The organism is Paenibacillus suaedae (assembly GCF_032337355.1).
GTDB classification, from domain to species: domain Bacteria; phylum Bacillota; class Bacilli; order Paenibacillales; family Paenibacillaceae; genus Paenibacillus_B; species Paenibacillus_B suaedae.
In genome coordinates, this window is record NZ_JAVYAA010000003.1 from 686,300 (window position 1) to 700,890 (window position 14,591).

Here is a 14,591-nt window from a genome sequence, read left to right on the forward strand (position 1 = left end):
TTTTATTAGTAAACTGAAATACATGATTATTTATTGAATGAATGCAATTTTAACTCCTAATCTATTATTTATGTTTTACCAATGAATCCATTTTTCTCAGCAAACCTGTTCATCAATTATGCATACATAATAAAGGCTATTGAATTTGAATGTTGGGTATATATCCACCTTTAAATGTACAAAAAATTGTTGCTTAAATGATTGGTCATAATTGTTGATTTATTGTATTGCTACTCCTCATGCAAGTACCAATTCTGTTGCGTTCATGTAGTAAGAATATTACTCATAAAGTACATGTAGTCGATCGAGCGAGGATATGAAATGACTTCAAAGCTATGTATCATTTATCTTTAAAAGGGCTCCCTAATGGGTGCCCTAAATTCTCGTCGTATCTCTGGGGTTATTGCACGAGTTTGCCTTGTTTGGTTTCCACATTACGAGAAACCCTTTTAGCAGTGGTCATCGTGTTCTCTTCAGCGAATTCGGTATTGAACTTCTCATTCGGAGTTTTATAACCTGAAGAAGCTGCTGTTTTATTTTTATTATTTCCCACAGATTTCACCTCCTTTTGCATATCACGAAAGAAACATCTTCTTCCGTTTTTGCGGGCCTTTCATCACGCACCCTCCTTATTATGCAATCAGGCAAGGTAACATATGCGATTTATCCCCTACGTAATAACCTAAACTTAGGCATCTCGTTGACGGTAAAATACAAATACAAAAGCTGCTGTAATCTTCGCATGGGTTGTCAAAGACATTCATGGCAGCTGAATTGGTATGAACGATTTCATGTGAATTTCCTTGGGCTAAATACTTTCAGATGTAAAAGATATCATGGATAAATGTGACTAAAGAAATATATTATTCCGAGATTTCCCTCATTCTATATGGAGTAATATGAAATCTTCCAATGCTTCTCAATACAGAACACATCTAAAAAAATGGTGGGCTCATCTAAATTCAGTATAAAGTGTCCATTCGCTTGAGTTATTTTATCCGCCTTTTTCATTTTTTCTTCCGTCGAATTGTCGATGATTTGTTGTATGATTTCACGTTGTAGCAATTTCACATGTTGGACCTTCCTTTTTACTTATGTGTTAAGCCGAAATTTGTGGAACTTTCATTTTACGCAGTGTTCTCCTAAACCAGAAGACTAAAACGATTCCCTTGAACACACTGCTTAATGCAATAGACATCCACACCCCGTTCAAGTCGAATGGTTCGGATAGTAACAGAGCTAGTGGTATTCGTAATGCTGTAAAGGTAATGCTGAAAATCGGTGGGATATGGGTTTTCCCGATTCCATTAAAGGCACCTACCGTCATAAGCTCCATACACATAAACAGTTGGGAATAACCAAGGATTCGCATATAATCCGTCCCTAGCGCTAAACTCGCCTCATCAGATAAAAAAACAGAGAAGAGCTGCCCAGGAAAGAGAATAAAGATGATCGATATAAAGATGCCGAATCCCGACGTCAACAGCAAAGCTTTTTGGTATCCTTGCCGGATACGATCTATTCGACCCGCTCCATAATTTTGTCCAAAGAAAGCAGCAATAGCGCCTTGCAGCCCACCTATGGTCATGTAGGAGATTGATTCAATCTGAATACCGACTTTTTGAACCGCAATGGCATCCGCACCAAAGCGTACTATGATCTTCGCGATGATGATGGAAATCAACGTGAAGGTCACCCTTTGAATCGTGATCGGGAGCCCCATGCGGATGACTTCTTTCATGAGATGGCTATTCCATGCTGATGACTTGGTAATCATCCCAGAATGTCTGGTTTGAATGATAAATAATACCGTCACAAGAAGGTTTGCCAACAAAGTCGCAATAGCTGCCCCTACAACGCCCAACCCTTCAAAACGTCCTATGCCAAAAATCAGAAAAGGATCGAGAATGATATTAAGAATAAGACCAACCGTGAAGATATGAAACGGCTGCTTGCTGTTCCCCATCGCGTTCAATATGGTCGCGAACAACATATTTACGACGGAAAAGACAGTACCCAAGATGGAGATCAATAAGAACTGCTTAGCCATCAACTCAACTTCACCACTACCTAAATCGAAGAACCCAATAAGCTGATCCTTTGTCAAAAAGACGAATGCCATATAAAGAAGGCCTAGCAAGACAGACATGATAAATCCATTTTTGATATAGATCTTAGCTTTTTCACCCTCGCCTGCTCCCATGCAATGGGATACCTTGATCCCCGTTCCGATCGTAATCATCGTAGCCAAAGCGATCGCTAGATTAATAAAGAAGCTCGCCGTCCCGATTGCTGCAACAGGACCACTTCCAAGCCGGCCAACCCATATCATATCGACAAGTCCATAAGTCATAGAGATGAAGTTGGTTGCTATAATCGGAAGGGATAGTTTCATCAAAGTCGGCATAATCTTCCCTTGGGTTAAATCAGTTGTGCCTTTCATGCTGTACTCCTTTATGCCCTAAGTAAAAACCGACCACAAGGGTCGGTTCAAAGCGCTTGTTATTTCCCCTCTGCTAGGAAACATTCGATTCTGGCTTTGATTGTATCGCGCACCTCACAGAATTGAGCTATGAGTTCTTACTTATTTAGTGCAGGCTCGAAATACTTCCGCTTAATCCATAGCGATACATTTACAAGCCCGATCAATACGGGTACCTCAACGAGTGGTCCAATTACCGCGGCGAATGCAACTCCTGAATCCAGACCGAACACACCAATTGCTACGGCTATCGCTAGTTCAAAGTTATTGCTTGCAGCCGTGAAAGATAAAGATGAAGCCACCGGATAGGAGGTTCCTGACTTTTTCGATAAGAAGAAGGATACTAAGAACATCACGACAAAGTATATGATCATTGGAATCGCAATACGCACTACATCAAGCGGGAGCTTGACAATCAATTCTGCTTTAAGCGTGAACATCAAGACAATCGTAAATAATAATGCAATTAGGGCAAGAGGACTAATCTTCGGAATCAACACTTGTTCATACCACTGTTGACCCTTCAGCTTGATCCCAATCACGCGTGTCAGTAACCCTGCTGCAAACGGAATTCCCAAATAAATCAGCACACTCTCTGCAATCTGTCCCATGGAGACATCAACAACAGCGCCCTCAACCCCAAACCAGCCTGGTAGCACCGTAATAAACACATACGTAAAAACGGAATAAAACAGGATCTGAAAGATCGAGTTAAATGCAACAAGGCCCGCTGTGTATTCAGGATCTCCCTTAGCTAGATCACTCCATACCAAAACCATCGCAATACATCTTGCAAGCCCAATCATGATTAGCCCGATCATGTATTCAGGCATATCAGTTAGAAACAAAATGGCTAAGAAGAACATCAGAATCGGACCGATAATCCAGTTCTGTACTAAGGACAGAAGGAGCACCTTCCAATCTTTAAACACCCGTCCAAGCTTTTCATACTTCACTTTTGCAAGCGGCGGATACATCATCACAATCAGACCTATAGCAAGCGGTACCGAAGTCGTTCCAATTTGCATGCTAGAAAGTACTTCAGAGAAATTAGGCACTATGTAGCCTAACCCTAATCCAATAGCCATTGCCCCAAAGATCCAAAAGGTGAGGTAGCGATCCAGAAAAGAGAGTCTCTTGGTGTTACTTTGACTCATGACACCCACACTCCTTATTCACACATCATTGAGTTGATTTTTCCCTGCTCTTCTTCCCCTACCTTCGGCAAATATTCAAGTGCATCTTTTAAATGAGGTTTATCTTCAACCGAAAGGGAGTAATAAATCCACTGTCCTCTTCGTTCTTCTACCACTAAACCGGCGTCTTTTAGTTTGCGAAGATGCTGGCTAATATTCGGTTGAGTCGATTGCAATAGCTCAACTAAATGACAAACGCACATTTGTTGTTGGGATAAAATTGAGACAATTTTAAGTCGAGTTTTATCACCTAACAACTTAAACTGTTCCGCCATTTCCTCAATTGAGATCATCATGTGTCGGTACACCTCCTTAATTTCATGTTTATTATATAATCAGATGCTTATATAATCAACTGATTATTTGTCGTTATGAAAACCATTGAAAATATGAACGAAGAACCTTACCACGAGTTGATACCAAATCTCTATATGTGTGGAGCAAAAGATGTAAATCAACTGATCCAAGAGCAAGGCATTGATGTGGTTGTTGATCTACGAGCAGAGGTAGACCCTGCTGAGCTTACACCACTCAACATTACAAGAGTTCATGCCCCATTAGAGGATCATGCGGAGGGTACAGAAGAATCGCAAATGAAAGAAGCAATTCAGGCTGTTGTTACCCATCACCAAGCAGGCAAAAAGGTTGCTTTCCACTGCGGGGCTGGACGAGGACGCACGGGAGCTGTTGCCGTTGGAACATTGATGGAATTAGGATTAGCCTCCGACATCGATAGTGCTTTATCTAAAGCCAGAGAATCACGTTCCATTCTGAAGATGAATGAGGCTCAACGTGCAACTTTGATGCGTCTTTACCTATAGGTTAAGCTGAATACAATAAGAGACACCCAAATAATTCGGGTGTCTCTTATTCATTAATTACCATGATGACTACTTAATTACGGCTCGATCCCTTTTTTACAGCTAAACGATATAACCCTCCACCTTCGACCCAGGAAGCCAAACTTTAATAACGCCCTGGATTCCTCTTTTGGCTCGACCACCACATCTTGAAATCCACTTTGCGTTAGCATCGTTTTCAGCTCGTTTACAGATGTCCCCAGTCTGTATCGAAAAGCATTCTGTCCGGATTCACCAACTTCTGAAATAGATCTTCGGGAGTTTGGACTTTTTGGAGAAATGAATCTGCTTCATCCAAATCCGTAGAGCTTACTCCAAACCTTTCTTTTAAATGTTGAGCCTAAAAAAAGCTGACGCCGGTAGGTTTCCGGAGCCAGCTTTTTCAGCTTCGTTTATTTCATGTCCCTTACTCAGGGCCAAATAAAAGGCTTATTTATTACTGGATTACCAAATGCTCACGCGGTTCTTAGGAGCGACGTACATGGCATCCTTTTCGTTTACTTGGTATGCTTTATAGAACTCTGGGAAGTTCGAGACGGTACGATTTACGCGTACTTTGTTTGCTGAATGCGTGTCTACTGTCGATAGGTACGCAGCCGTTTCCTTACTCATGGTCATACGCCAGATCGTTGCGTAGCCTTCAAAGTAGGCTTTGAAATCTGGGTTTTCCATTTTGGACAGCACTTGAAGCGATGCCGCCATACCGCCAAGGTCGGCGATATTTTCGCTTACCGTCAGCTTGCCATTATTGTACACGCCAGGAAGCACCTCAACATGGTCGTAGTAGGAAATAACCTGATCACATTTTTCCTGGAATTTTTTAAAGTCTTCCGGAGTCCACCAGTTGACCGCATTTCCATTTTCATCGTATGCAGAACCTAAATTATCAAAAGCATGGCTGATTTCATGTGCAATGACCATGCCGATTGCTCCCAAATTCGTTTCGCGTTTGGCTTTGATATCATAAAACGGAGCTTGCAGAATGCCCGCCGGGAACACAATTTCGTTATTCAGCGGATTATAATAAGCATTTACCTCATAGGTGCTCATCATCCAGCTGCTCTTATCGACAGGTTTTCCAAGCGAAGAGAACGCTTGTTTTTTGAGTGCTTTATTGATTGCCACTATGTTGTCAAACAGCGATCCGCCGTCCGCAAAAGTTTTAATGGAAGCATCCTTCAAGTAATCATTCCACTGATCCGGATATCCGATTTTGATTGTCATTTTATCCAGCTTTTTGATGGCTTTGGGATTGTCATTTTATCCAGCTTTTTGATGGCTTTGGTTTTGGTTGCTTCAGACATCCAGTCCAGCGCTTTGATCCGCTCTTTATAAACCTCGATGAACTGCTTAACCATCTGTTCAACGTCTTGTTTGGCTTCTTTCGTGAAATATTTTTCTGCGAATTCCTGGCTGAGATACTGATTCATGACGGTTTGGGTGGTCATGACCGCCATTTCTTCATTTGTCTTTTCACCTTCAATTCCAAACAGTTGGGCTTCAAATTCAGTTGCCAATTTCACAAAATCTCCCGATAAAGTGCCCCCGGCATTCATCAACAAAGTGGCTTTGGCGTAGGCTTTGATCTTGTCCAGATTTTTCTCGTTCAAAACTTCCGCGCTTTTATTCAATAATCCAATGTCGGTTACAATCACTTTGTCCGCTTGATCTACCCGGAGTTCTTTCATATATTTGCCCATATCGATCGATTTAAAGAGCGCGATGAATTTATCTTTGGTGTAAGGATTATAGTAATTTTCAACTTTCCCCTGATCCTGAAGATCCATTGAGGATGCAGCTAGTTCTTTTTCGAATGCGTACACATCTTCGGCTTGCGCTTTTGCTGCTATCTCGTCGGTACCGGACAGTACAAACAATTTGGTCAGGTAGTTCGTGTACACTTTTTTGGTCTTTTCGTCGCCGGAGACATAGCTGTTTTTGTCAAGCCTCGTGCCAAGGCCCGAGAAATACAGCGCATTGACGTTACTGTCCTTCGCGTCGCCCATCACGGCAAAAGACAACAAACCGCCTTTCGAGATTTCGTTCTCCATCTTCATGTTAGTATCAAATAATTCTTTGACAGAGGAAGCCTTCTCCAGATCTGTAATATAAGTTGCAATCGGTTTGATCCCTAGCTTGTTGCGACTTTCCATATCGAGTACCGATTTGTAGAAATCGGCGATTTTTTGCTCTTTGGAGCCTGCTGGGTTTTGTTTTTTTACAAGTTCATCGATGATTGCTTTAGTCCGGTCCTCGTTGGCTTTTGCCAGCTCGTTAAATACGCCGTTGGACATTTCGCCTGCTGGGATCTTGGAATCGTTCAGCCATTTTTTATTAACATATTCATAATAATCATCGCGTGGATTCGAGCCTTTAAGGGCCATGACCCGATTCGTCAGCGTAAGCAGTTGTTCTTTCGTGATATGATCGGAAACGCCGAGTTTGCCGTCCGGATAATCGGTAAGCACGCCAGAAGCAATTAGCTTGGTGATTTCGTCTTGTCCCCATTTCGGTACGTCAGTATAGGATGCAGAGGTGTTGGCTACGCGCAAATCATTGCCTTTTGGCGCAGGCAGGTTCGAAAACGCGCGGCCCAGCATGATCAAAGCTTCAATTCTGGTCACTTCCTGATCTTCTCTTGCCTCTCCTTTGCCGTAACCTTTCAAAATATCTTCTCTTTTGATGCCCGAATTGTAATCGTCTGCGGCATTCAGCAAAAATTCTACAACTTCTCCCCGTGTTACGTTCGGTTTGGCTTCTTGTGCCAGCACGTATGTAGGCAACGCGGTCAAGAACAATGATGAGGACAATAATAATACTGCAATTTTTTTCAAGTCTTCTCCCCCTAAATTTGGATTGAGCATCTAGGCATCTCGTTTACGGTAAAATATAATAGCTACTGTAATAAAAACCAGTGTCCATAACATTAAAATACCTGTCCCTTGCATTGGTGTAAAGATATTTATTTCATCAGTGGAAGCCGGCATATACATATAATATCCTGCCGTATCCGGAAAATAATTAGGTAGAAAATCTCCCGACAATGGACTGACTATGAAATAATAACTAAGCAATATTACTAAGGCAGGAGTGGTTCGCCTAAGTAAAGCACCTATAGCTGCACTGAGAAGTGTGGTTAATGTTAGATAGCCTGTTGCTCCTACTAATGTTTTTATCAGTGTGTCTATTTCAAACCCTACTGCTGTGTCTGCTGTGTCTCTCATCAAAATAAAAGTATATAGTACACCTGATGCAGCAATAATAAACGCCACAGGAATAGTTATAATTGCTAATGCCAAATGCTTCGCGGATAATTGAAAACCACGCCAAGGTATCGTAGTTAACGTAGTTCGTATCTGTCCACCAGTATACTCCGAACAAGCAGCTAAGATACCAAGAATAATGAACCCTGCTTGAAGATATCCCATAGAAGCAAGTCCTATATTCAGTATACTTCGCGTTCCTGCTTCCTCTTGTAGACCAACAGAAGTAAAAGCTGCGGCTAAAAATAAATTAACAATGAACGTACCAGTAAGAGTGCGCCATATCAATGGCAATGTAACTAATTTATCTAGTTCAGCACCAAGGATTTGTATTATCTTTCTACTAGAAGAGACACTCATGATGCAACGTCCCTCCTATGGAACACAATAACTGCAACAATGAATAGAACGGCTACCCAATCAAACATGACTAAACCGCCTGTGAATGGGGTGTGAAATCTGTCGCTCGTAAACATAAACATATCAAAGCCAGCCCTGTCTGGTAAGTAAAACGCTAACTTTGTAACCTTAGAAAGCAGGAAACTAAATGATACAACGGATGAATTTATGATGAGCACAGCAAGCGGGATAATGCCATTCTTAGTTAGAACCGTAATCCCAAATGCTAAAAGGGCAGTGAATACCCAGTAACAAACTGCACCGATAAGTCTAGATGCTTCAAATACAGGGGCGTATTCACCAAGAATAAGATGTGTTGCTGACGCAGTTGTCATCATAGCAACCATACAAAGCAGTATGCTGATCACCGTCACAGCGCCTGCTTTTGCCAGCAAAAAATGAAGCCTTGATGGAACAACCGTTAAACTTGAGGTAATCTGTTGTCCTCCACCAGATTCACTGCTCTCTGTCATATACTCACTGCTGACAGCAAGCACACCAAGAATAATGACACCTTGCACCCCAAGACCGAATCCAATATAGCCAACTTCTGATAGCCGTGTGCTAACTCCAGCTATTATCTCCTCTTTTTGTGCTGTAATGTCCAAGGCAGCAATGACCGCTGGGGCAAACGCTCCAATAAGAAAGGCAAGCCAAATGCCCGGCAGGGAGAACAATTTAGATAATTCTGCGTTGAATGCTCTCATATAACATCACCTGCATGTTCAGATGTCAGAGCAAAAAAGGCTTCCTCCAGCGTAGAGTGGTTACCTATAATTTCTTCCAAAGTTCCATCTGCAACGATTTTCCCGTGATTAATAATCACCACATCATCAACCGTCTCTGCAAGCTCTCCCATGAGATGACTCGAAAGCAACACCGTGTTACCAGACGCAGCACGTTCACGTAAAAATGTCCGAATCCAGCGAATTCCTTGTGGGTCGAGCCCGTTTACGGGTTCATCTAAGACCAGTATTTCGGGATCACCAAGAAGTGCAGCAGCCATTCCAAGTCTTCTCCCCATACCAAGGGAATAACTCCCAACCCGTTTACCTGCTGCATTCGTGAGACCCACTATTTCCAGAACTTCCTCTACACGTGAACGAGGCAATCCTGCGGCACGAGCAATCCAACGCAAGTGTGCCCGTCCTGTTCGCATACGATGAGCTCCAAATCCATCAAGTGCGGCACCTACTGTTGTTAGAGGATTATGTAATTCTGCGAATGTCTTTCCATTAATTAGTGCACTCCCTGAGGTTGCACGATCTAGTCCAAGCAGGATGCGAAGTGTAGAACTTTTACCTGCCCCATTTGGACCTAAAAAACCAGTTACTCTGCCTGGTCTAGCTTTAAAGCTGACACCCGACAGGATTTCCCTAGTTCCGCGATGTGTCACCAAGTTATTAATGGTAAGCAACCATAACACTCCCTTTCTGTTATGGTTCTATTATAAAGAAGCAAAGTTACATCTCGGTTATCATGCTGTTTACTTCTGGCTTACCTTTAGGTTACGCTCTACCAATAGCTACTCTTGTGCCATTTTCATTTGATGTAAAGTCAGCCTTCAGCTTCATTTTTTTCAACATATAGTTTGAAGTCGATAAACCAATCCCCGCTCCACGCTCATAGGATGAGTTATCCATACCTGGGCCTCTGTCTGCAACAATGATTTGTTCTTTTTCTACATCAACCACAATGTTTGCATATTTCCCCGCTGCTGCATGGCGAATAATATTCTGAAATAAATTATCCAGAACCCGTGTCACCCATGTAGGATCTGCTTCCCAATAAAATGTTTCATCTGCCGGTAAATCAACATCGAGCTGAATTTCTTTTTCCTCAAATACAGGATACCACGCAGCAACAGATGCCCTTACCAAACGTCCGATATCTGTTGAAACGGGCTCAAAAGGATGTTTTCCTGAGGTAAGCAATGTATACGTAAGTAAATCATCCATTAGATCTCCGACTCTTGTAATCGTATGGTTGATCTCTGTTAACGAGTTTTGTCCTTCTACACTCATGGATTCTTTATTTAATTTGGTGACATGTCCTCTCAAAATGGTAAGTGGCGTTCGTAAGTCGTGTGATAAATTCGCAATGAGTCGATGTCGTAACAATTCTTCTTCATATGCTTGTTTACGACTGTCTTCAAGCTGCTGAATCATCCAATTAAAAGAACTTCCTAACTGGTCTATCTCATCCATACGATCCGCTTGAACAGATATGGGTTTCGGAAATGAGTTATTTTTAGCAGAAGATGACATGACTTTCTGTAAGCGGGCGAGACGTTTGCGAAGTCTCAAGAAGAACAGCCAAGATAATATAACAAATGCGACAATAATAAAACCAAACAATAGCAAGGCAACGTAAAATAGATGTAACGTATTTAGATCTTCACTATTGATAGAATCTCCATTGATAGAAAACCCAATAAACGCACTGAAGAAAATAAGCACAATGGGAGGAAGAAAGATAAATAGAAAATGTACTTTTAGAAAACGTCGAAATAATGATCTATTCTGTTTCATAGTTTCACCCGATAGCCTATTCCCTTCAACGTTTCAATAATCTCTGGAGAATCAGGATGACGTTCCAGCTTTTGACGCAGTCGATGGATATGTACCATTATGGTCTTATCACCAGTGATATAAGTTTCTTGCCAAATTGCTTCATAGATTTGTTCTTTTGGTAGAACTTGATTGGGGTGGCGTAAGAAGTACATTAAAATTTGATGTTGTTTCCCAGTCAATATAATTTCTTCTCCTGTGCGTTTGTCATATACCATTTGGACTTCCGGATCTACTTCTATATGATCTCCTAATGAAATGCGTTCGGAATGTGTTCCACCTCTTCGACGGATTAATACTTCTAATCTTGCAACCAATTCATCCGTATGGAATGGTTTCGTTACATAGTCATCAGCAAATTGCAAACCATCTACCTTGTCATCTATCGATGTTCGAGCAGATAACAACAAAATAGGAACAGCAGGAGCTGCTTTCTTTAATCGTTTTCCCACCGTAAATCCGTCTAACCCGGGTAACATGATATCCAAAATAACTACTTCATGCTGATGTACTTCTTTTTCGGCTCCTTCACCAGAAAGCAGCCACTGAACTGAAAATCCTCGCTGTTCCAATTCTTCTTTTACCCAACTGCCTATTTTCTCATTATCTTCAATATATAATACGTTTCTTTTCAAGTAGCATCCCTCTCTCTAAATTGCGTTCACTATTAGACAGATTAACACAATCTAAGAAATGGTTTCCGTTTAAGACAATTTTAACGTTGGTTTATAGAGTTTCATAAAAATGAGGCCCGTCTAAAGTCTATCACCATGTGTTGCACACATAAAATGAGCAGACTGATGGCCTGCTCATAAATACTACTTTTTGATAATCTATTACTGGAAATTGTTTTTCATCAAAACACCCCGTAATGTTAGCTTACCAATAATTCTAATAACCGTTTCTTGAATAACTGATTGTCAATGGTCTTACAGACCGTTGCATTAGGAGGATTGCCACCAAAGCCATCTGAGATAGCTGATTTACTCCCATCATTTATGATAACTTGGCCATAAGCTGCTTCTTCTGTGGTACACACATAGCAGTAACATAGCTTGTCTTCAAGAACGATATCATCCCATAAAACAACACCCATTCCCACTGCATCAGGCAAATCAACAAAGTGCCCTCCACTTGCTTGTAGGTTGTATAACAGCTGTAACTAAATCACGCATAAGTGGTTTGGCTGCTCCAATATAAATTGGATCTATTTGTTTTCACTTGCGTACGGTAGATTCTCCTCGTTCACAGGAGATCAAATAAAATGTAGATTTTTTCGCCCAACTAGTAATAAGGTTCACCTCAAAGGGGCTATCGGCGGAAAATAAGAAGGAGCTTGTCGCGCGTGACAGCTCCTAGAAATCCAATTGGTTAACATACTCCTTAACTTGCGCCCAACTATGAAAATGTGCTAAGTAAAGACGGCCATACGGAAATTTTCTCACGGCAGGATGGACATGATGTTTCCCCCGCTAAATAATACAGATGCCTAACCAATGTTTGCTCCCCGATCGCTTCCGCCCGCTCCGCTAATATTCGTATTTCTTCATCTGCAAATGACGTGACCGGGACGATCACATGGGATTCCTGATCAGTGTGAAAGACGGGATCTTGTTCATAGGCTTGAAGTATTTCGATTTCTTCAGAATGATCTACATGAGGCCAGATATATACATCATTTTCGCAGGCCGGACACATGGCCACATACTCATCACCGTTACTAAAAGTCATCAACATATCGGCAAGCATATACGAACCTCGATAAGCGGCATCCGCAATAAGAATAAAACGTTTCTCCGTCTCATCGACGGAATGATGGGCTGTATAGGTGAATACTTCCTTCGTAAGCGCCTTGAGTTTCCCGATAGCCTCTACATATTCACGATACAATTCAGTGCAGACAGACTTGCCTACATCTTCAGCCAGTTCAGCCCAAGCTTCTGGAAATGGCTCCTCATCGTGCCCATCACGGCTTGCCTCGATTATACCGCAATTTACAAACAGCTCTTTGCGCACTTCAGCATCAGATGTTGAACATGCGATTTGTGCTAAAAAAGGCATCGCTGCATATGTGGCCGTATATATCGTATTTTGATGGTACAAGTACTCTTGGAAGATTTCATCAAAAAGCTCCTGACTATAATGGCGCATTAGCTGCTGCAATAACTCAGATAGATTTTCTGCAGAACTGTACGGCCCTGTCAGCTTTCCCCATACATCGCTATTCCACGTAAGCAAGCTTTCCCTCCGTTCCAAATTTCCATCTTCTACCCTTTTCCTTATTGTATCACACAAAAAACACTGGAATCAGTGCCCAACATCCAGCGCCTCTATCTCCTTTAGTTTTAGAAGATTACAGATTCCCCTAGATAGCAATTACATCCACATGCTCTAGCGTGCTGCCACCCATCGACCTACATAATCAATAAATTCAGCGATGGATGGGTTACTGATTGCTAGTATAGACCAAAGGTAAGTCATCTGCCCAAACGAAAGCTTCACATGTTTTTTAGTCTTGACACAAATAAATGGTAGACTATATCATAAAACCAGTAAGTATTTCCACGTAAAGGGTGTGGTACTTTTTGAAAAGTTCAAGCTCCCAATCTTTTCCTACAAGCTTATTGTTAAGTGCCTTATTGTTATTTTTGATGATTTCTATTGGCATCATCTTTACTTCAGATGCAGGTGTGAAGCATACTGAAACTGGAGATCCATTATTTATTGCATCAGACAGACAAACGGGTACAGTTAAAATCTAATATACTCTTTGAAAAGAGGGACTCCGTCCCTTTTTTTGTTTTTTAAAAGGTTTACATACTGATTAAGTATGCTGGCTTCGGAAGCTGCTCAACAAAATATGTTTAAACTATCGTGTCTTGTTAGCGTAATCTATACATACTTCCAATCACTCTTGTTTAGCTCAAAACTTGCGATAGAACTATGGAGTGCCTCTTCGATTGATCCCATATCAAAATCTTGATAGACTTCCCAGTTCTTATCACATAAGAACAGATAATAATCATTGGAATCGTCGTATTTCGCAAGTGCTAACCCTGTAATGATTATTTCCTTAGAAGAGCCATTATCTTCTTCATATAGCATTCTTGCGATTGGACGGTTCACATCATTATCCACATACATTATCACCTTCGCACCGTCTAAATGAGCAGGTACAATCATTGAATCCCCCCCTAAGGTTTGCTCCCTGGTTTCATTGAACAAACAAGTTAATCTATCACTTCGATAACAAATACGTAGCTTGAACTACCTTCAGAAATTCTTTTTCCTTATCTCTAAGCATTTCTTCTGGTCTTATATAATCGGCACAAGTGTTTCCCCAACAGTATGAGCTTTGATACACCTGAATGGATTCTCCATTAACGTTGACTTCTGGCTGGGGAGGAGTATTACCCAATTGTGGTTCGGAAAGCCTTCATCTGACCTGCAAGCACTCAATAACATTACGATAGAGAATACAATCGGCAGTTTTTTCGAAGCATCGAACCCCTCCCTTTAATAACGTAGACGTAAAATGATTACATTATGTTCCACTTTGTTTCACATGGACTCAATGAAAGCACAGTTTCACCTTGCAAGTGCAATCCGAACAACCTTTCATTCAGATCTACAATCGCCAATACTGGCTTAAGAAACAAACTCAACGCTAATTAATGTTTGGAATGCGCCGCTTGAGCTCACCGTAGAGCTCAGAGAGTATGTTATTAATATGGTTTCCGTGCCTCTAGGCAGTTTTTAATGTCCCTAATATTTAATATAATTTGTAAGTCAAAAGCTCGTCCGTAGAGTTTATTCCTACA

The 14,591-nt window shown here is 41.4% G+C and carries 16 protein-coding genes; 1 reads left to right on the plus strand and 15 read right to left on the minus strand.

Translation table 11 applies throughout. The features are described from left to right. Window positions 1–400: 400 nt before the first annotated feature. The 5 genes from RQP50_RS16370 to RQP50_RS16390 form a co-directional block, all read right to left on the minus strand. Window positions 401–553, minus strand: a complete 153-nt coding sequence (locus tag RQP50_RS16370; RefSeq protein ID WP_175460792.1) for a hypothetical protein — start codon at window positions 551–553, stop codon at window positions 401–403. A gap of 332 nt (window positions 554–885) precedes the next feature. Further along, window positions 886–1,071 (minus strand): hypothetical protein, encoded by a 186-nt coding sequence (locus RQP50_RS16375; protein ID WP_315746058.1) that lies wholly within the window; start codon window positions 1,069–1,071, stop codon window positions 886–888. Window positions 1,072–1,099: 28 nt separating this feature from the next. Continuing rightward, the gene (locus RQP50_RS16380; RefSeq protein WP_315746059.1) at window positions 1,100–2,443 is read right to left on the minus strand and encodes an MATE family efflux transporter; all 1,344 of its coding nucleotides are present in this window, start codon (window positions 2,441–2,443) and stop codon (window positions 1,100–1,102) included. 137 nt (window positions 2,444–2,580) lie between these two features. Next, entirely contained in the window at window positions 2,581–3,639 is a 1,059-nt protein-coding gene (gene arsB, locus RQP50_RS16385) for an ACR3 family arsenite efflux transporter (protein WP_315746060.1), read from the minus strand. A gap of 14 nt (window positions 3,640–3,653) precedes the next feature. Continuing rightward, window positions 3,654–3,974 (minus strand): ArsR/SmtB family transcription factor, encoded by a 321-nt coding sequence (locus RQP50_RS16390; RefSeq protein ID WP_315746061.1) that lies wholly within the window; start codon window positions 3,972–3,974, stop codon window positions 3,654–3,656. A 75-nt stretch (window positions 3,975–4,049) separates the two neighbouring features. On the opposite strand from RQP50_RS16390, the gene RQP50_RS16395 reads away from it, so the two are divergent. Beyond that, window positions 4,050–4,499: a protein-tyrosine phosphatase family protein gene (locus RQP50_RS16395; RefSeq protein ID WP_315746062.1), complete on the plus strand. Its 450-nt coding sequence runs from the start codon at window positions 4,050–4,052 to the stop codon at window positions 4,497–4,499. 483 nt (window positions 4,500–4,982) lie between these two features. On the opposite strand, the gene RQP50_RS16400 is transcribed toward RQP50_RS16395, so the two are convergent. The 10 genes from RQP50_RS16400 to RQP50_RS16445 all read right to left on the minus strand — a co-directional run bounded on the left by RQP50_RS16400 (window position 4,983) and on the right by RQP50_RS16445 (window position 13,953). Then, window positions 4,983–5,762 carry a M13 family metallopeptidase gene (locus tag RQP50_RS16400; RefSeq protein ID WP_315746063.1) on the minus strand — a complete coding sequence of 260 codons (780 nt, stop codon included), beginning with the start codon at window positions 5,760–5,762 and terminating at the stop codon, window positions 4,983–4,985. Next, window positions 5,759–7,372 carry an S-layer homology domain-containing protein gene (locus tag RQP50_RS16405; RefSeq protein WP_315746064.1) on the minus strand — a complete coding sequence of 538 codons (1,614 nt, stop codon included), beginning with the start codon at window positions 7,370–7,372 and terminating at the stop codon, window positions 5,759–5,761. The genes RQP50_RS16400 and RQP50_RS16405 overlap by 4 nt, the downstream gene beginning before the upstream one ends. A gap of 30 nt (window positions 7,373–7,402) precedes the next feature. Next, window positions 7,403–8,161 carry an ABC transporter permease gene (locus RQP50_RS16410; RefSeq protein ID WP_315746065.1) on the minus strand — a complete coding sequence of 253 codons (759 nt, stop codon included), beginning with the start codon at window positions 8,159–8,161 and terminating at the stop codon, window positions 7,403–7,405. Next, window positions 8,158–8,907: an ABC transporter permease gene (locus RQP50_RS16415; RefSeq protein WP_315746066.1), complete on the minus strand. Its 750-nt coding sequence runs from the start codon at window positions 8,905–8,907 to the stop codon at window positions 8,158–8,160. Before RQP50_RS16415 ends, RQP50_RS16410 begins: the two co-directional genes overlap by 4 nt. Beyond that, complete coding sequence (locus RQP50_RS16420) at window positions 8,904–9,617, minus strand: ABC transporter ATP-binding protein (RefSeq protein WP_072729388.1); 714 nt, start codon at window positions 9,615–9,617, stop codon at window positions 8,904–8,906. The genes RQP50_RS16415 and RQP50_RS16420 overlap by 4 nt, the downstream gene beginning before the upstream one ends. A gap of 91 nt (window positions 9,618–9,708) precedes the next feature. Continuing rightward, entirely contained in the window at window positions 9,709–10,731 is a 1,023-nt protein-coding gene (locus RQP50_RS16425; RefSeq protein ID WP_072729387.1) for a sensor histidine kinase, read from the minus strand. Continuing rightward, window positions 10,728–11,405, minus strand: a complete 678-nt coding sequence (locus RQP50_RS16430) for a response regulator transcription factor (protein WP_072729386.1) — start codon at window positions 11,403–11,405, stop codon at window positions 10,728–10,730. The genes RQP50_RS16425 and RQP50_RS16430 overlap by 4 nt, the downstream gene beginning before the upstream one ends. 239 nt (window positions 11,406–11,644) lie before the next feature. Continuing rightward, a complete protein-coding gene (locus RQP50_RS16435) occupies window positions 11,645–11,884 on the minus strand; it encodes a hypothetical protein (RefSeq protein ID WP_227774655.1) in 240 nt (79 codons plus the stop codon). Window positions 11,885–12,168: 284 nt separating this feature from the next. Next, a complete protein-coding gene (locus RQP50_RS16440; protein ID WP_315746067.1) occupies window positions 12,169–13,008 on the minus strand; it encodes a hypothetical protein in 840 nt (279 codons plus the stop codon). A 654-nt stretch (window positions 13,009–13,662) separates the two neighbouring features. Continuing rightward, a complete protein-coding gene (locus RQP50_RS16445) occupies window positions 13,663–13,953 on the minus strand; it encodes a hypothetical protein (RefSeq protein ID WP_072729384.1) in 291 nt (96 codons plus the stop codon). Between the last annotated feature and the right edge of the window lie 638 nt (window positions 13,954–14,591).